Origin of the sequence: Salinicola endophyticus (assembly GCF_040536835.1) — a bacterium.
Taxonomy (GTDB): domain Bacteria; phylum Pseudomonadota; class Gammaproteobacteria; order Pseudomonadales; family Halomonadaceae; genus Salinicola; species Salinicola endophyticus_A.
In genome coordinates this window covers 2,434,372-2,449,804 of record NZ_CP159578.1, presented here as the reverse complement: position 1 = coordinate 2,449,804, position 15,433 = coordinate 2,434,372, and the positions used below count along the sequence as shown (strand labels likewise).

At 66.0% G+C, this 15,433-nt stretch carries 10 protein-coding genes; 9 read left to right on the top strand and 1 reads right to left on the bottom strand.

What is annotated here, in order from left to right:
- Positions 1–10 precede the first annotated feature (10 nt).
- The 9 genes from rfbA to ABV408_RS11040 all read left to right on the top strand — a co-directional run bounded on the left by rfbA (position 11) and on the right by ABV408_RS11040 (position 13,843).
- Entirely contained in the window at positions 11–904 is an 894-nt protein-coding gene (rfbA, locus tag ABV408_RS11080) for a glucose-1-phosphate thymidylyltransferase RfbA (RefSeq protein WP_353979011.1), read from the top strand.
- 142 nt (positions 905–1,046) lie between these two features.
- Positions 1,047–1,592 carry a dTDP-4-dehydrorhamnose 3,5-epimerase gene (gene rfbC / locus ABV408_RS11075; protein ID WP_353979010.1) on the top strand — a complete coding sequence of 182 codons (546 nt, stop codon included), beginning with the start codon at positions 1,047–1,049 and terminating at the stop codon, positions 1,590–1,592.
- Between the two features lie 224 nt (positions 1,593–1,816).
- On the top strand, positions 1,817–3,163 hold the full coding sequence (locus tag ABV408_RS11070; protein ID WP_353979009.1) for a UDP-glucose/GDP-mannose dehydrogenase family protein: 1,347 nt from the start codon (positions 1,817–1,819) through the stop codon (positions 3,161–3,163).
- Between the two features lie 1,070 nt (positions 3,164–4,233).
- Positions 4,234–5,280, top strand: a complete 1,047-nt coding sequence (locus ABV408_RS11065; protein ID WP_035471538.1) for a hypothetical protein — start codon at positions 4,234–4,236, stop codon at positions 5,278–5,280.
- Between the two features lie 20 nt (positions 5,281–5,300).
- A complete protein-coding gene (locus ABV408_RS11060; protein ID WP_353979008.1) occupies positions 5,301–7,472 on the top strand; it encodes a rhamnan synthesis F family protein in 2,172 nt (723 codons plus the stop codon).
- Between the two features lie 54 nt (positions 7,473–7,526).
- Positions 7,527–9,368, top strand: a complete 1,842-nt coding sequence (locus ABV408_RS11055; protein ID WP_353979007.1) for a glycosyltransferase family 2 protein — start codon at positions 7,527–7,529, stop codon at positions 9,366–9,368.
- Positions 9,368–11,674, top strand: coding sequence for a glycosyltransferase family 2 protein (locus ABV408_RS11050; RefSeq protein WP_353982232.1), 2,307 nt, complete (start codon positions 9,368–9,370; stop codon positions 11,672–11,674). Before ABV408_RS11055 ends, ABV408_RS11050 begins: the two co-directional genes overlap by 1 nt.
- 119 nt (positions 11,675–11,793) lie before the next feature.
- A complete protein-coding gene (locus ABV408_RS11045; RefSeq protein ID WP_353979006.1) occupies positions 11,794–12,744 on the top strand; it encodes a glycosyltransferase family 2 protein in 951 nt (316 codons plus the stop codon).
- A gap of 73 nt (positions 12,745–12,817) precedes the next feature.
- Entirely contained in the window at positions 12,818–13,843 is a 1,026-nt protein-coding gene (locus ABV408_RS11040) for a glycosyltransferase (protein WP_353979005.1), read from the top strand.
- Positions 13,844–13,961: 118 nt separating this feature from the next.
- Here the strand turns inward: ABV408_RS11040 and ABV408_RS11035 are convergent, their stop codons facing one another.
- Positions 13,962–15,128 carry a hypothetical protein gene (locus ABV408_RS11035; RefSeq protein ID WP_353979004.1) on the bottom strand — a complete coding sequence of 389 codons (1,167 nt, stop codon included), beginning with the start codon at positions 15,126–15,128 and terminating at the stop codon, positions 13,962–13,964.
- Positions 15,129–15,433: the final 305 nt, after the last annotated feature.

Genomic DNA, 15,433 nt, shown 5'->3' with positions numbered 1-15,433 from the left:
GAGTTCTACCATGGCACGCAAGGGCATCATTCTCGCCGGCGGCTCCGGCACGCGGCTGCACCCGATCACGCAGGGTATCTCCAAGCAGCTGCTGCCGGTCTATGACAAGCCGATGATCTACTACCCGATCTCGGTGCTGATGCTGGCCGGCATCCGCGACATCCTGATCATCTCGACCCCGGACGATCTGCCCCAGTACCGCAACTTGCTGGGTAACGGCGAGCAGTTCGGCGTGCGCTTCGACTACGCCGTGCAGCCCTCGCCGGACGGCCTGGCGCAGGCATTCCTGATCGGCGAGACCTTCATCGGCGACGACCCGGTGTGTCTGGTGCTCGGCGACAACCTGTTCCACGGCCAGCACTTTTCGGATCAGTTGAAGCGTGCCTCGGCGCGGGAGCGCGGTGCCACCGTGTTCGGCTATCTGGTCAAGGACCCGGAGCGCTTCGGCGTGGTCGAGTTCGATGCCGACGGCCGGGCGCTGTCGATCGAGGAGAAGCCGATCCGGCCGCGCTCGCCCTACGCGGTGACCGGGCTCTATTTCTACGACAACGACATCGTCGAGATCGCCAAGAGCGTCAAGCCCTCGGCCCGCGGCGAACTCGAGATCACCTGCGTCAACAACGCCTATCTCGAGCGCGGCGATCTACAGGTCGAGCGTCTTGGCCGCGGCTTCGCCTGGCTGGATACCGGCACCCACGACAGCCTGCTCGAAGCGGGGCAGTACGTGCAGACCATCGAGCACCGTCAGGGGCTGAAGGTGGCCTGTCTCGAAGAGATTGCCTGGAACCAGGGTTGGATCGACGAGCGCCAGCTGGCGGCGCGCGCCGAGGCACTGAAGAAGACCGGCTATGGCCAGTATCTGATGCAGCGCCTGGCGGATGCACAGCCGGGGTCGGTGGCTTAGTTGCCAGGTTCATTCCCGAAAACCGAAAGCCGATTTCCGCGGTCCAGTGCCTCAGGGCTGACCGCGGGGCCCGCGCCGGATTCGTCGTTCACCGATCGCCATCCATCGATGGCCATGTCTATAGAAGAGGGGAGTGCGCACCATGATCTATGAGCGCCTGGCGATTCCCGATGTCGTGCTGATGACGCCGCAGGTATTCGGCGACTCACGCGGCTTCTTTCTCGAGTCCTTCCGCCATAGCGAGTTCGTGACCCACTGCGGCGACTACCGCTTCGTGCAGGACAACCACAGCTGCTCCGGCCGCGGCATCCTGCGCGGCCTGCACTATCAGCTCGAGCACCCGCAGGGCAAGCTGGTGCGTGTCACCCGCGGCGAGGTGTTCGATGTCGCGGTGGATCTGCGCCGCAGCTCGCCCACCTTCGGGCGCTGGGTCGGAGCGCTGCTGAGCGCTGACAACAAGCAGCAGCTGTGGGTGCCGCCGGGTTTCGCCCATGGCTTCTACGTCACCACCGAGGTGGCGGAATTCCAGTACAAGTGCACCGACTACTACGCCCCCGGCGATGAGCATGGCCTGGCCTGGAACGATCCGGCGCTGGCCATCGATTGGCCACTGGTGGATGCCGCGCCGGTGCTCTCGGCCAAGGATGCCGAGGCCCGCTCGCTCGCCGAGGCGCCTACCTTCGCTTGATCGGGCGGTGCGCTCGTCGCCCCCTCGTTGCTCACGCTTTGCCCCGGGATGCTGGGCCTGTCATGTCGATATCAACGCCGACATCACCGTCCACACCATGCCGCCCGCCGTGCGGGCCGCTGTGCTACGGCTGGCAGGCCTGTCTGCGGGGTGGCTCCCTTTCGCGTCTCTTGCCTGACCGTCTTACCCGCGCTTTGCGCATTTTTCCAAGAGGATAGATGTCGATGAAAATTACCGTATTCGGCACCGGCTACGTTGGCCTGGTGACCGGCGCCTGTCTCGCCGACGTGGGCCACAGCGTGGTCTGTGTGGATATCGACGAGGACAAGATCGCACGCCTGCGCCGCGGCGAGATCCCGATCTACGAGCCCGGGCTGGAGTCGATGGTGCTGCGCAACGTCGAAGCCGAGCGGCTCGCCTTCACCACCGATGCCGCCGAGGCGGTGAGCCACGGGGTGCTGCAGTTCATCGCCGTGGGCACGCCGCCGGACGAGGATGGCAGCGCCGACCTGCAGTACGTGCTGGCGGTGGCCGCGACCATCGGCCGCCATATGGAGGGGTACAAGGTGGTGGTCGACAAGTCGACCGTACCGGTGGGCACCGCCGACCGCGTGCAGGCGCGCATCGGCAGCGTGCTCGCCGAGCGTGGCGTCGAGCTGGCGTTCGACGTCTGCTCCAATCCGGAGTTTTTGAAAGAGGGCTCGGCGCTGGAGGACTTCACCCGCGGCGCGCGGATCGTGGTCGGCTCGGCCTCGCCCAGGGTCGATGAACTGATGCGCGAGTGCTACGCCCCCTATAACCGCAACCGCGAAAAGATGATGTTCATGAGCGTACGCGCGGCGGAGCTGACCAAGTACGCCGCCAACGCCATGCTGGCGACCAAGATCAGCTTCATGAACGAGATCGCCAATCTGGCCGAACGCCTGGGGGCGGATATCGAGGACGTGCGCCGCGGCATCGGCTCGGACCCGCGCATCGGCTACCACTTCATCTATCCCGGCTGCGGTTACGGGGGCTCCTGCTTCCCCAAGGACGTGCAGGCGCTGTCGCGCACCGCGGCCAAGGTCGGCTACAGCGCCGAGCTGCTGGAGGCGGTGGAGGCGGTCAATCGGCGCCAGAAAACGACCCTGTTCGACAAGCTCTCCGCAGCGTTCGGTGGCGATCTGCAGGGCAAGACCATCGCCCTCTGGGGGCTCGCCTTCAAGCCGGAAACCGATGACATGCGCGACGCGCCCAGCCGTACGCTGATGGAGTCGCTGTGGGCGGCCGGCGCGGTGGTGCAGGCCTACGATCCGGAGGCGATGCGCGAGTGCCGACGGATCTACGGCGAGCGCGACGACCTGATCCTGGTGGCCGATCGGGTACAGGCGGTCCGAAAAGCCGATGCGCTGGTGATCTGCACCGAGTGGAAGGAGTTCCGTACCCTGGACGCGGCCTGGATTCGTGACCAGCTGCGCCACCCGGTGGTGGTCGATGGCCGCAACCTCTACGAGCCTGAGGTCATGCTCGACGCGGGTATCGACTACTACGCGGTCGGCCGGGGCAAGACTCTCGCCGAAGTGACGGCATGAGCGGGGCCCGCGCCGGCGGGCCCCTTGGTTCTGTACGAAAACTACCTGCGCTCGGCGCTACGGCGTCTTCTCATCTGGCGAGTGTGAGTTCGCCTGATCCGCACTTCGCGGATATCGATGAGTAAAACCATCTTCTACTCGATCGGGCGCGAGATTATTCTGAAAGCCATGAAGTAGCACGTCTCCTTGATGGCGAAAATGCCACCTTGGGTGAATGACGAGCATAAGCGATTGTCGGTTGCCGATAGAATATCCAGAATGCCATCGCCTGTTGCTGTGGGAATGCATGACATCGGATAGATGTTATCCTTTAGTGAAGATTTTTGGCATGTTGTGGAAGTCGCCAGGGACATGTTTTTCAGTAACAGTTGTCGCAGCCGTGTCTAGAAAATTGCTGGAAAGTACCAGGAATAGCTGGCGGCGAGCAGGTGAGACTTGCATGACGGTCTGAATACGGAGCGATGACGGCGCCATCAGTGCGTTGTCGCCAAACGCTTGCCTGTCGTTTGTTTTTTGTTTTCAAATAATTGAATATAAAGACTTTTTATTTTTCCGGAAGTCGATTGGGCGTGTGGGTGAGCGGCGACTGGGAAGTGGTCGAGCGCGGCTGAAGCCATCGCCAGGGTGCGCTCATCGGATCTTTTATTACCCTGGTGTCGCGGCGGATGCGCTCCTCGCCAATTGTCAGTCGATGGCGACTTATTGGGCGACGTTATCCAGGTGAGGCGAGGTGAGAAGGGCGATCGCTTGCAGGCCGCGGAACTGACGATGGGCTGCATAAAAGATTCGCCCATACGGATCTATGTTCGAGATCGCTGACGTCACGAATAAACGTCTGGGTGACTGCAATTAGTGCGCATGAATTGTCTCTTTCAGCAACGGGAAGTGCTCTTGTTCCTGCGGGTAGTGTGTCTTTTCTAGCGCAGCAAAGCTGCCTTTATCAACGCAGAAACGTACCAGTAAAACCAGTAGCAAGAGTTTGATGAAACTCATCGCCGTGACGCTGTGATCAGCGGCCCGGCGGGATCGAACGACGACGCACCATGCGGGCGACGCCAAGGGGATAGTTCATGCAAGCCAAGAGTCGGGCACTCCACGACTTCGGATCGACCTTTCTCGGTCCGGCACTCCACTGCTACGCGGAGTCCATCGAGGCCGAAGCGGAAGGGCACCTGCCGGTCTGCCTGGCGCGGGAGGGGTGGTGTTTCTACCGCTTGCTGCAGCGCCTCGAGCGGGCCTCGCTGATCTCGCTGCCGCATGCGCCGATCTACCTGCGCGTCTCCCGCACGCTGCTGTTCCGCGCCATGCTCGGCGACCCCGCAATCATGCCGATGGCGCTGGGCAATGACTTCAGCGGCAGCGTACTCGATCTGATGCGCAAGCGCTTCGGTCTGCAACTGCACGAGATCTTCTCCACGCTACCGATCGAACTGCTGCGTTTCACCTGCGAGCTGCCGCGCGATCAGGCGCTGGTGCAGCAGTGGCTGGCGCCGCACTTGGCCGGTCTGGCCCGGCTGGTGGAACCGACCCGCGAGGCGCTGCGCGCCTACCTGACGCAGTGCGGGCTCGATGCGCCCGACAAGCGTCCGCTGATGCTCGACCTGGGCTACTCGGGGACGATCCAGAAGGTGCTCACGCATGTGCTGGGGCGCGATACCTCGGGGCTCTACTTCATCGCCACCAAGCCGGGCGACGCGGCAGTGGGTACCCACCATGCCCATCTGAAAGGGGTCTTCCACGAAGGCGTGGGCTGGCGCAACGGTTGCGTGATGCTCGACCGCTCGCTGCTGTTCGAGTCGCTGCTGACCGCGCCGCACGGCCAGATGGTCGATATCCGCCAGAAGCACGACGGCGGCTTCGAGTACTTCTATGGCCGCGAGGCCGCCACCCAGCGCCACTTCCAGGATCTCAAGATGGTCTTCGATGGCGCGATCGATCATGTCATCGACTGTCGCCGCCACGGGGTGAGCTACACCCGGCGCGACGTCCAGGACCTCTACGAAGTCTTCGCCACGCGGCCCAACTGCATTCCGCACGACGTCTGGCACCTGTTCAGCGTCGATGACGACATTACCGGCAACGGCATCATCAATCCGATGCAAATGTTCGCGATCTGAACCAGGGCAAGGGGCATCTCATGAAACCAGAGGGAAAAGTGACGGCGCTGTTGCCATGGCTGTTCCAGGCGCATCTGCTGGGACGCGCGCGCCGGCGGCAGCCCGTTCTCGAGGACCCGGAGCGGGCGGCCGAGTCGCCGACGCTGGAGCCTGATCCAGTGCTGGTCGACATGGTGACGTCGATAGCCAGCGGTGACGTGGTCCCGGTGGATGCGGTGGCTGCCACCAGCGCCGAGGATGCCGAAGCGCTGACCGAGCGCCAGCCGGCCAACGAGGAGCTGCCGCTGGGCCAGGCCGGCGGCGACGGCCACGCCGCGCTGATCAGCCAGGCCTTCATCGATGCGCTGAGCACCGGGCTGTTCGACCCCAAGTGGTATCAGGCCACCTACGGTCTGCGTTTCGCCACTCAGCGTGAAGCCTTCGATGACTATCTGCGCAAGTCGCGCTTCGCGCCGGTGAACCCGTCGCCGCGCTTCGACAGCGAGACCTACCACCGCATGTACATGGACGTGTTCCACGCCCAGCAGAGCCCGCTGCAGCACTATCTGCTGCACGGCCGCGGCGAGGGGCGCCAGCACGTGCCGGCGACGGTGCGCTGGTACCCGCGCGAGGTCGTGACGCCCAGCGTGGTGCTGGGGGAGGCGGCGTCGACGCTCAAGGTGGCGCTGTGCCTGCACGTCTTCTATGCCGATTTCCTCGACCGCTTCGCCGAGGCGATCGCGCGCTTCCCGCTCGAGGTGGACGTGTTCCTGACGCTGGCGGCGGCGGAGCACGAGGAGAAGGCGCAGGCGGCATTCGCCGAGCATCCTCGGGTGCGCGCGCTGTACACCCGGGTCGTGCCCAATCGTGGGCGCAACTTCGGTCCGATGCTGGTGGAGTTCGGCCCGCAGCTGGGGGAGTACGACCTGCTGTGCCACCTGCACTCGAAGAAGTCGCTCTACTCCGGCAAGGAGCAGACCCAGTGGGCGGAGTATCTGATCGAGTATCTGCTGCGTGATGTCTCGGTGATCACGCGCCTGCTCAACGCCTTCGCCGAAGACGAGAGCCTGGGGCTCTACTATCCGACCACCTTCTGGATGATGCCGGCCTGGGTCAATCACCAGACCATGAACAAGGGCTTCATGCAGACGTGGCAGCGCGAGCTGGGGCTGGGGCCGATCCCCGATTTTCTCAGCTATCCCGCCGGCGGCATGTTCTGGGCACGCCCGCAGGCTCTGCACGGGGTGATCGACCGCGGCTGGACCTACGACGACTTCCCGCCGGAACCGCTGCCCAACGACAACTCGATGCTGCATGCGCTGGAGCGGGTGCTCGGTCCACTGGTCGAGCACCGGGGCTATCGCCAGCTCTTCTTTTACCCTCCGACCGGGCAGTTCACCACTGATTCGGGCTACATCACCGCCAGCTACCACGGGCGGCTGAGCAACCACCTGGCGAGCATCCAGGCCCACTCCTACATCAGCTTCGATGTCTTCGACACCCTGGTGCGGCGCGAATACATGGTGGCCGACTACGCCAAGCTCAAGCTCGGCAAGCGGCTCGCCGAGCAGGGCCGGGTCGCCTCGGCGCGGGCCTTCGTCAAGCTGCGCAACGAGGCCGAGGCGAGCCTGCGCCAGCGCGCCAATTTCCAGGGTGATGTCGACATCGTGTCGATCTACGACGAGCTCGCCGAGCGCCTGGAGGTCTCGCCGGCCCAGGCCCAGGCGTGGATGCGCCAGGAGTTCGAACTCGATCTGGAGATGATCCGGCCCAAGGACGAGATGGTCGAGCTGTTCAACCATCTGGCGGCATCCGGCCATGTGCTGTGGGTGATCTCGGATACCTACTACACCCGCGACCAGGTCGGCCTGATGCTGCGCAAGGCCGGCGTCTCCGCAGCCTACCGGCTGATGGTGTCGAGCGCAGAGCAGGCGCGCAAGGACAACGGCAGCCTCTGGCACCGGGTCAAGCAGGACCTGGCCGCCGAGGGTGTCCAGCGCCATCTGCACATCGGCGACAACGTGGTCGCGGACGCCCAGATGCCGGGCGATCTGGGCCTGACGACCTTCCATATCCTGCATCCCCGCGACAAGTGGCGCGCGCTCGGCTTCCCCGAGGTGCTCATCGGTGACGAGGCGCTGGACGAGGGCGAGATCCTCAAGTGGGGCCGACTGATCAGTGAAGTCGGCCGCAACCCTTTCATCGGTGAGTGAGCACCCCGGGCCGGGGTGACCCGGCCCGACGCTGGACGGAGGTTCATGGTTGAGATGATGGCACGCAGAGACCCGGCGCTGAGCTACCGCCTTGCGATGGTGGCGATCGTCAAGAACGAGCGCGACTACCTGCCCGAGTGGGTCGCCTACCACCGCATGATCGGCGTCGAGCACTTCTACATCGCCGACAACGGCAGCGATGATGGCACCGATCTGCTGCTGGCGAGCTGGCAGCGGCTGGGTCTGGTGACCACCTGTAGCTGGACGCCGGAGGACAAGGCCCAGACCAGCTGGTACGCGCATGTCCTGGAGACCTGGGGACGCGAGACGGAGTTCATGGCGTTTCTCGACGCCGACGAGTTCCTGGTCCATCCCCACTGCGACCGGCCGCTGGAGTGGCTGGCCCCGGTGCTGGCGCCGGCGGACGTGGGCGCGGTGGCGATCAACTGGCGCATTTTCGGCTCCTCGCACATGCAGCGACGCCAGCCCGGCGGCGTGCTGGAGCGGTTCACCCAGGCCAGCGTCGAGGCGCATGCCGTCAACTGTCACTTCAAGTCGATCGTCAGGCCGCAGCGGGTCAAGGCGATGACCGCGCATGCGGCGACTCTCGAGCCGGGCTATCGCTACGTCAACGCCAACGGCGATCCGGTGACGTTTCTCGACGATCAACCGCGCTCGGGACGGACCCGGGAAGTGATCGCCACGCCGCTGAAGGTCTATCACTACAACATCAAGTCGCGTCAGGAGTTCATCGACACCAAGCTCAACCGCGGGCGTGCCAACATGCCCGCCGGCCATACCCGCGACATGCAGTATTTCCGCAATCACGACCTCAACCAGGAGCGCCTGGGCTTCTCGTCGGAGCTGCTGGCACGCCTGCGCGAAGAGATCCGACCGCTGCTGCCGGTAGTGAGCCCGCCGTCGCCGCCGCGCTTCTTCGTGCATATCCCCAAGACCGCCGGCACCAGCTTCCGCCTGGGTGCCCGTCACCATCTGGGCAGCGCGGGCGTGTGGCACGACTACGGCGAGAAACAGCGCGAGACCGCCCCCGAGGTGGCGCTGTGGGCGCACCAGCGGCGTGACAGCTGGCAGCTCTGGCAGTGTCTGCGCGAGCGACAGGTGCGCCTGCTGGCAGGCCATGTGGGCATGGACAAGTACGGTCATCTGGCCGGCCTGCGCGATAGCTTCACCTTCGTGCGCGAACCGCTGCAGCGGATCGCCTCGGAGTATCACCACTTCGTGCGTCACCATCAGTACCGTGACAGCTTCCAGGCCTTCTACCGTCGCCAGGACATGATCAATCGCCAGGCGCGCTTTCTCGAGTCGACGCGACTCGAAGCGCTGGGCATGGTCGGCATCACCGAGCGCTATGCCGACTCGCTATCGCTGATCAATGACCGCTACGGCTGGCAGATACCGGACTTGGCAGAGAATCTGGGCCACGACTCGGTAAGCCACGTCTATTCCATCGACCCCGCCGACGAAGCCGCGCTGCGTGAACTCAACGCGAGCGACTTCAGCCTCTATGCCCAGGCCCTGGCGCTGTTCGAGACGCGTCTGGCGCTATGGCGCGAGGGCCGACCCTATGCCCATGGCGGCATACAGCAGTGTCAGCCGGACCGCGTGGTGGGCTGGGCCTGGTGGGCGGTCGATGACTATCCGGTCGAGGTGGAGGTGCGCGTCAACGACACGCGTGTCGGCTGCTGCGTGGCCAGTGGGCTGCGCCCGGGCTTCCTGCGCTGGGGCGCGCCGCGCGCCGCCCAGGTCGGTTTTCATCTGCCGCTCAAGGCGGCCCCCGGTGACCGCGTGGAGTGCCGGGTACTGCTGACCGGCCAGTCGCTGGGGCGCTGTCAGATCGCGGTCGATGAACGCCTGTCGCAGGCGCTGGCGCCGTGATGCTGCGCCCGCTGACCTCGCCGCCACCCCTGACTCCGCTTCCGGGCTCCTGGGGCTGGCTCAAGCACACCACGCGCCTGGTCTGCCAGCCGCGCTTGCTGCCACTGGCCGGGCTCGAGGCGTTGACGGCTCCGGGGTCACGCTACGCCTGGCGGGCGCTCGATGACGACCCCCAGTTCCTGTGGCGGCGCCAACTGCCGCTGCCCGGTTGGCACATGCTCGAAGTGCGCCTGGATCACGCTGGCGCCAGTGCCGCGGTCAAGCTCTATTTCGATACCGGCGACGGCTTCGACGAGGCGCACAGTCTCTATCTGGCGCTACGCGCCGGGCGCGTCTCCAAGCGGTTGTGCTATATCCCGCCGACGCTGCGCGCGATCCGCTTCGATCCGCTGGAGAGCACCGGGGAGTTCAGCGTCGAGCATCTGCGTCTGGTCTGGCTGACGCCGGGATTTGCCCATGAGCGGCTCGCCCAGCGGCTGACCAACCTGCACCCGGACTGGCTGCAGACGCCCCGGCAGCAGCTGATCACCTCACTCAAGCGGCGCGCGCGCGAGCGCGGGTTGGCCTGGCGCGAGCTGGCACTGGCGCAGTACGAGGCGACCTTCGCCCGGACCTGCCCCAGTGCCAGTTACCGGGCGTGGCTCGACCGTCACCCCACGCCGCCGGCGGTGGTGATCGCCGCGCGTCTGGCCGCCTTCGACTGGACCCCGACGATCTCGATCCTGCTGCCGACGCATGACACCGAGCCCGCGTATCTGACGCGCTGTCTCGACTCGGTGCTCGCGCAGAGCTACCCCCACTGGCAGCTGTGCATCGCCGACGACGCCTCGCGCGACCCTCAGGTGATGCAGACGCTGTCGCGCTACGCTGCCGCGGATACGCGCATCGCGCTGGTACAGCGGGAGCACAACGGGCATATCTGCGCCGCCAGCAACAGTGCCCTCGAGCTGGCCCGGGGCGAGTTCGTGGCGCTGCTCGACCACGATGACGAGCTGGCCCGGGATGCGCTCTTTCACGTGGTCGAGGCCCTGCAGCGACAGCCCGACGCCGAGGTGCTCTACAGCGACGAGGACAAGATCGATGAGCGCGGTGAGCGCTTCGATCCCCACTTCAAGCCGGCATGGAACCCGGATCTGCTGCTGGGCCAGAATTATCTGTCGCATCTGAGCGTCTACCGCACCGCTGGGGTGCGGGCGCTGGGCGGGTTCCGGCTCGGCCTGGAGGGGAGTCAGGATCATGATCTGGCGTTGCGCTGCACCCGCGGGCTGAGCGCCGAACGCATCGTGCATATTCCCCAGGTGCTCTATCACTGGCGCGCCGCCGGTACCTCGACCGCTGGCGCGGCCGCGGCCAAGGCCTATACCGGTGTCGCCGGGCTGCGCGCGGTGCGCGAGCATCTGGCCATCGAGGCTCCCGCGGCGCGGGTCGAGGCGGGGCGCTTTCCCAACACCTACCGGGTCCATTGGCCGTTGCCGCAGCCGGCGCCGCTGGTCAGCCTGCTGGTGCCCACCCGCGACCGGGTCGAGCTGCTCGAACCCTGCGTGCGTGCGCTGCTGGAGCGTACGGCCTATCCCAACCTCGAGCTGCTGATCCTCGACAACGATTCGCGCGATCCCGCCACCCTCGACTTCTTCACCGCGATCGCCGCCGACCCAAGGGTGCGTGTGCTGCGCTGGCCGGGGCCCTTCAACTACTCGGCGCTCAACAACTTCGGTGCGGCCCAGGCCCGCGGCACGGTCCTGGGGCTGGTCAACAACGATATCGAGCCGATGCATCCGGAGTGGCTCACGGAGATGGTCGCCCACGCCTGCCGCCCTGAGATCGGCTGTGTCGGCGCCAAGCTCTACTACCCGAACGGCACCATCCAGCACGCCGGCGTGGTGCTTGGTGTGGGCGGTGTGGCGGGGCATGCGCACAAATACTTCAGCGGGCATCAGCCGGGCTACTTCTCACGCCTGCATCTGGCCCAGAACTACTCCGCGGTGACCGCCGCCTGCCTGGTGGTGCGCCGTGAGATCTTCACTGCCGTCGGCGGCCTCGACGCAGCCCACCTGGCGGTGGCGTTCAACGATGTCGACTTCTGCCTGCGGGTGCGTGACGCCGGTTACCGCAACCTGTGGACGCCGTTTGCCGAGCTCTACCACCACGAGTCGGTCTCGCGCGGCAGCGACGACACCCAGGCCAAGCGCGCGCGGGCCGCCAGCGAGGCCCAGTACATGCGCCGCCGCTGGGGGGCGAGCCTGTTCACCGACCCGGCCTACCACCCGCATCTGACCCTGACCCATGAGGATTTTTCGCTGCGCTGAATCAGGCCACCCGCGTGGCCGAGAAGGCGAGCGAATACCGTTTCTTCTTCACGCCGAGACGACGTCGACTCCGGTCTCGTCGCCGCTGATCTTTCCACCCTGACGACAGGAAGCCGAACATGCATACCGAGTTCACCGCCATCACCATGGTCAGAGGCGAGGAGGACGTGGTCTATGCCGCCTGCCTGCATCACCTGCGCCTGGGGTTCGACCGCCTGGTCGTGCTCAGCCATGTCGAGCACGCCTTTCTACGCGAGTGTGTGGCGCGTCTGCGGGCGCAGTTCCCCGAGCGTGAGATCGGCTTCGTCGAGATCGAGGACGAGCAGGGCTTCTCCAAGCGCAAGGCCGACTATATCCAGGGGGCGCTGGAGATCTATCTCAAGCGTGACTGCCACAACGTGGTCTACGGCTTCGACGCCGACGAGTTCCTGACCTTCAACCACGGGCGCGGGGTGAAGGCGTTCTTCGATGCCTTCTGTCAGCGCTTCCCCGGCGAGGAGAACCTCAAGCGGTTCTACTTCCGAGTGCCCTGGATCAACGTGATCTGCAAGACGCCGATTCCGCCGCAGCCCGATCTTCAGGGCCGGCTGCTGGACGCCGAGTACTGGTCACTGGGCGAGCAGGCGTCGGATACCAAGGCGCTGTGTCTCTATCGCCAGTCCCACCGCCTGCACATGGGCTACCACTGGCTGATGGCCAAGAGCGACCAGAGCGTGCTCGAACCGGATGCCGAGGCGACTGCCTTTGCCCGCGAGTGGGAGGCGTGCGTCTACCACCTGCCGCTGCGCAACGTCGAGCAGTTCTTCGCGCGGATCGGTAACTACGTCGCCAGCGCCGCCAAGCAGGAGAAGCACAACCGGCTGAGCCGCTTCTTCCTCGACAACCCTCACGTCAATCGTCAGCACTTCTTCGAGATGTGCGTGGCCCCGGAGCCGAGCTTCAAGGATTACGACGAGCTCAAGCGCCACCTCGGCGCGGGGATCGACGAGATGGTGCTGATGGCCTTCACCAAGCTGATGGTCAAGCCGCGCCAGGACATTGGCCGCGCGCTGCTCGCGCCGCCGGCCTGAACCGCAACCGGCGCGGCCACGGGACCGCCGCCGGGCATGCGTTGCCACCGCCAATCCGAGAGGGGACCCGATCATGCGCTATCCACGTTGGGTGGTACTGAGCGACGGCTGCTGTCCGACCGAGGATATCTATTTCCTGGGGTCAGCGGCACCCTGGCTGCAGGCTCGGGGCATCGAGGTCAGGCGTATCGACACCAGCTACTGGCGGCTGCCGATCATGTGCATGCCGTGGCTGGTCGGGGAGATGCGCCATGCCCATGTCCTGGTCTGCCGCTCACTCAACACTTACTGGCTATCCTGGCTCGAGGCCAACCGCGAGCGGCTGGCGACGATCCGCTACCTGGTCGACGACGACATCCCGGCGGCAGCCGAGGACCCGCGTTTGCCGGCGAGCTATCGCCGGCGCATGCGCCATGTCGCCACGCATCTGCAGCCGCGGCTGTTCGCGCTGGCCGATGAGGTGATCGCCAGTAGCGCTGCGCTGGGCCGGCAGCTGCGTCGCCACCATCCGGCGGTGGCGGTGCTGACCCCACCGCTGATCGGCGAGCCGGTGGCGACCACGCCGCCACCAGCGCTGACGCGGATCGGGTTCTACGGCTCGCGTGCGCATCTGGGCGATCTCGAGGCGATCACCCCGGCGCTGGTGGCACTGCACCAACGACATAGCGACCTCTCTTTCGAGATCATGCTCGGCGATCACACGCCGCGGGCGCTGCAGGGGCTCGCCCGGGTGCAGACGCCGCGGGCATTGAACTGGCGCGCCTTCCAGCGTTACCGCGGCCAGCATAGTGCGGACATCGGACTGACGCCGATGGTCGATACGCCGTTCAATGCCGGCAAGTCGCACATCAAGTTTCTCGACAACGCGCTGATGGGGAGCGTGGGCATCTATAGCCGCTGTTCTCCCTACCGCGATGTGGTCGAGGATGGGGTCGACGGGCTGCTGGTGGATAATGCTGAAGTGGCGTGGTGCGAGGCCGTGCAGCGGTTGGTGCAGCAGCCCGGGGAGGCACGGGCGATGGCCCGCCGAGCCGCACACAAGGCGCGTGAACTCGGCGACCCGGCGCGGGCGCGGGCGTTCTGGTGGGCGCGGCGCTGAGAAGTCGCGTTTGATGCCGACAGCGTCATCGAGAAGAGACCGCCCGCCCGGGGATACCCGGGCGGGCGGTTGACGTTTCAGGGCGGGTGTCAGCGGCGCGCAGGCTCGCCGGTCCGGTTCAGGAGGCGACTCGGGCGCGGGAGGCGTGGAGCAGGCGCTCGATCGGCGAGATATTCGCGGTGAGTCGCTCGGCGGCTTCCATCACGGCGCGATCGCGGCCGGCGCTGACGTAGAAGTCACCCTCCAGTTGGGTGGCGTGGATCAGCACCCGGCGGAAGGCACGGTAGAGGTCGGCCTCGGGCGCGCGCGGATAGCGCCAGAACAGTTCCAGATCGTCGCTTTCTGCCAGCCCCGGCAGGCAGTAGTGGGCGTCGCTGAGAGCGAACAGAGGACAGCCTTCGGCCAGGGCCAGGTGGGCTTCGGGTTCGCCCTGGCCGACCCAGCCACTGGCGTGGGGCAGCAGTCGCGCCAGTTGGGTGGGGGCGAGAAAGTCGAGGCGTTGCCCCAGTGCCAGCCGCCGTGCCAGGCGTACCGCCCAGCGGCGCGGCGGGTGCCGATGGCGATCGGCCGCGGTCGGCAGCAGCAGCAGGCGACAGCGGGACGGGGCGACGCGGGCAAAACCGGCGATCACGCGTTCTATGTGGTGGCGCTGGGGAGCATGGCCGTTGCGGCCCAGCTGGCCGCCGCTGGAGAGAATGAAAAAGGGCGTATTGACGTCAGCGGCTCGTGCCCTGGGCGCTGTCGGTGACGGCGTAACGGGCCAGAGGGGTGGCCGGCGCCCGGGGTCCAGCCGATAGCGTGCGGGCATCAGCCGTGCCAGGGCCCCGGGGGCCGGCCAGGCGACCGGCGGGGCGGGCTCGCAGAGCCCCTCGGCGGCGGCATGGAACCACCACGGGTCACGCGGCAGCAGTGAGCGTGCGCCGCTGCCTTCACGCTCCAGCGTGATGCGCCCCGGCCCCAGGTAGCCGTGGTCGAAGAGGTGATTGCGGATGCCGTAGCGTCGGGCGAGTGGAACCGCCAGACCATGCGCGGGCGTTTGCGCCTGGAACAGCACCTGATCGGTCACGTGGTGCTGACGCCACAGCTCGCCGAGCACATGGGGCAGCATCGCCAGTGGATGACGAAAGCTCAGCGCGCCGGGGTGGTGCCAGTAGAGACGCTCACCGAGATGGAAGTGCAGCTTGACCACGCGATGCCCATCGTCCAGCAGGCGCTGGGCCAGCTGGCTGAAGAAAGGAGAGGCGGGGCCTTCCAGGAACAGATAGGTGCGTTGGGGAAAGAACATGGCGGCGGGTCCGGCGTGTCAGGGCCGGTGTGTGCGTGCCCGTGATAATGCCCGTAAAGAGCGCGCGGGAACGCGATGCCGGCGGGGTATTCTGACTCTAGCCACGACGTTGCGCCGTGGCATGACCCGATCGCATGAATCTGGCGCTGGCTTATATCAGCGTTTTCGCTTCCTCAGGACCGAGATATCTCAGTCCGGCAGGGCGCCGGCGGCGGACCGTGGGGGAGGAGAGAGCTGGGCCGAAATGCCAGACGCCCCATGCAGGGATGGGGCGTCTGGTAGTCGCTGGTGCGCGTGGCCCGTGG

What these genes read in the sequence shown, in the direction of transcription:
- ABV408_RS11065 (WP_035471538.1), top strand. Translation starts at nt 4,234, where the DNA reads ATGCAAGCCAAGAGTCGGGCACTCCACGACTTCGGATCGACCTTTCTC.
- ABV408_RS11035 (WP_353979004.1), bottom strand. Translation starts at nt 15,128, where the DNA reads ATGTTCTTTCCCCAACGCACCTATCTGTTCCTGGAAGGCCCCGCCTCT.
- ABV408_RS11050 (WP_353982232.1), top strand. Translation starts at nt 9,368, where the DNA reads ATGCTGCGCCCGCTGACCTCGCCGCCACCCCTGACTCCGCTTCCGGGC.
- ABV408_RS11060 (WP_353979008.1), top strand. Translation starts at nt 5,301, where the DNA reads ATGAAACCAGAGGGAAAAGTGACGGCGCTGTTGCCATGGCTGTTCCAG.
- rfbC (WP_353979010.1), top strand. Translation starts at nt 1,047, where the DNA reads ATGATCTATGAGCGCCTGGCGATTCCCGATGTCGTGCTGATGACGCCG.
- ABV408_RS11055 (WP_353979007.1), top strand. Translation starts at nt 7,527, where the DNA reads ATGATGGCACGCAGAGACCCGGCGCTGAGCTACCGCCTTGCGATGGTG.
- ABV408_RS11070 (WP_353979009.1), top strand. Translation starts at nt 1,817, where the DNA reads ATGAAAATTACCGTATTCGGCACCGGCTACGTTGGCCTGGTGACCGGC.
- ABV408_RS11045 (WP_353979006.1), top strand. Translation starts at nt 11,794, where the DNA reads ATGCATACCGAGTTCACCGCCATCACCATGGTCAGAGGCGAGGAGGAC.
- ABV408_RS11040 (WP_353979005.1), top strand. Translation starts at nt 12,818, where the DNA reads ATGCGCTATCCACGTTGGGTGGTACTGAGCGACGGCTGCTGTCCGACC.
- rfbA (WP_353979011.1), top strand. Translation starts at nt 11, where the DNA reads ATGGCACGCAAGGGCATCATTCTCGCCGGCGGCTCCGGCACGCGGCTG.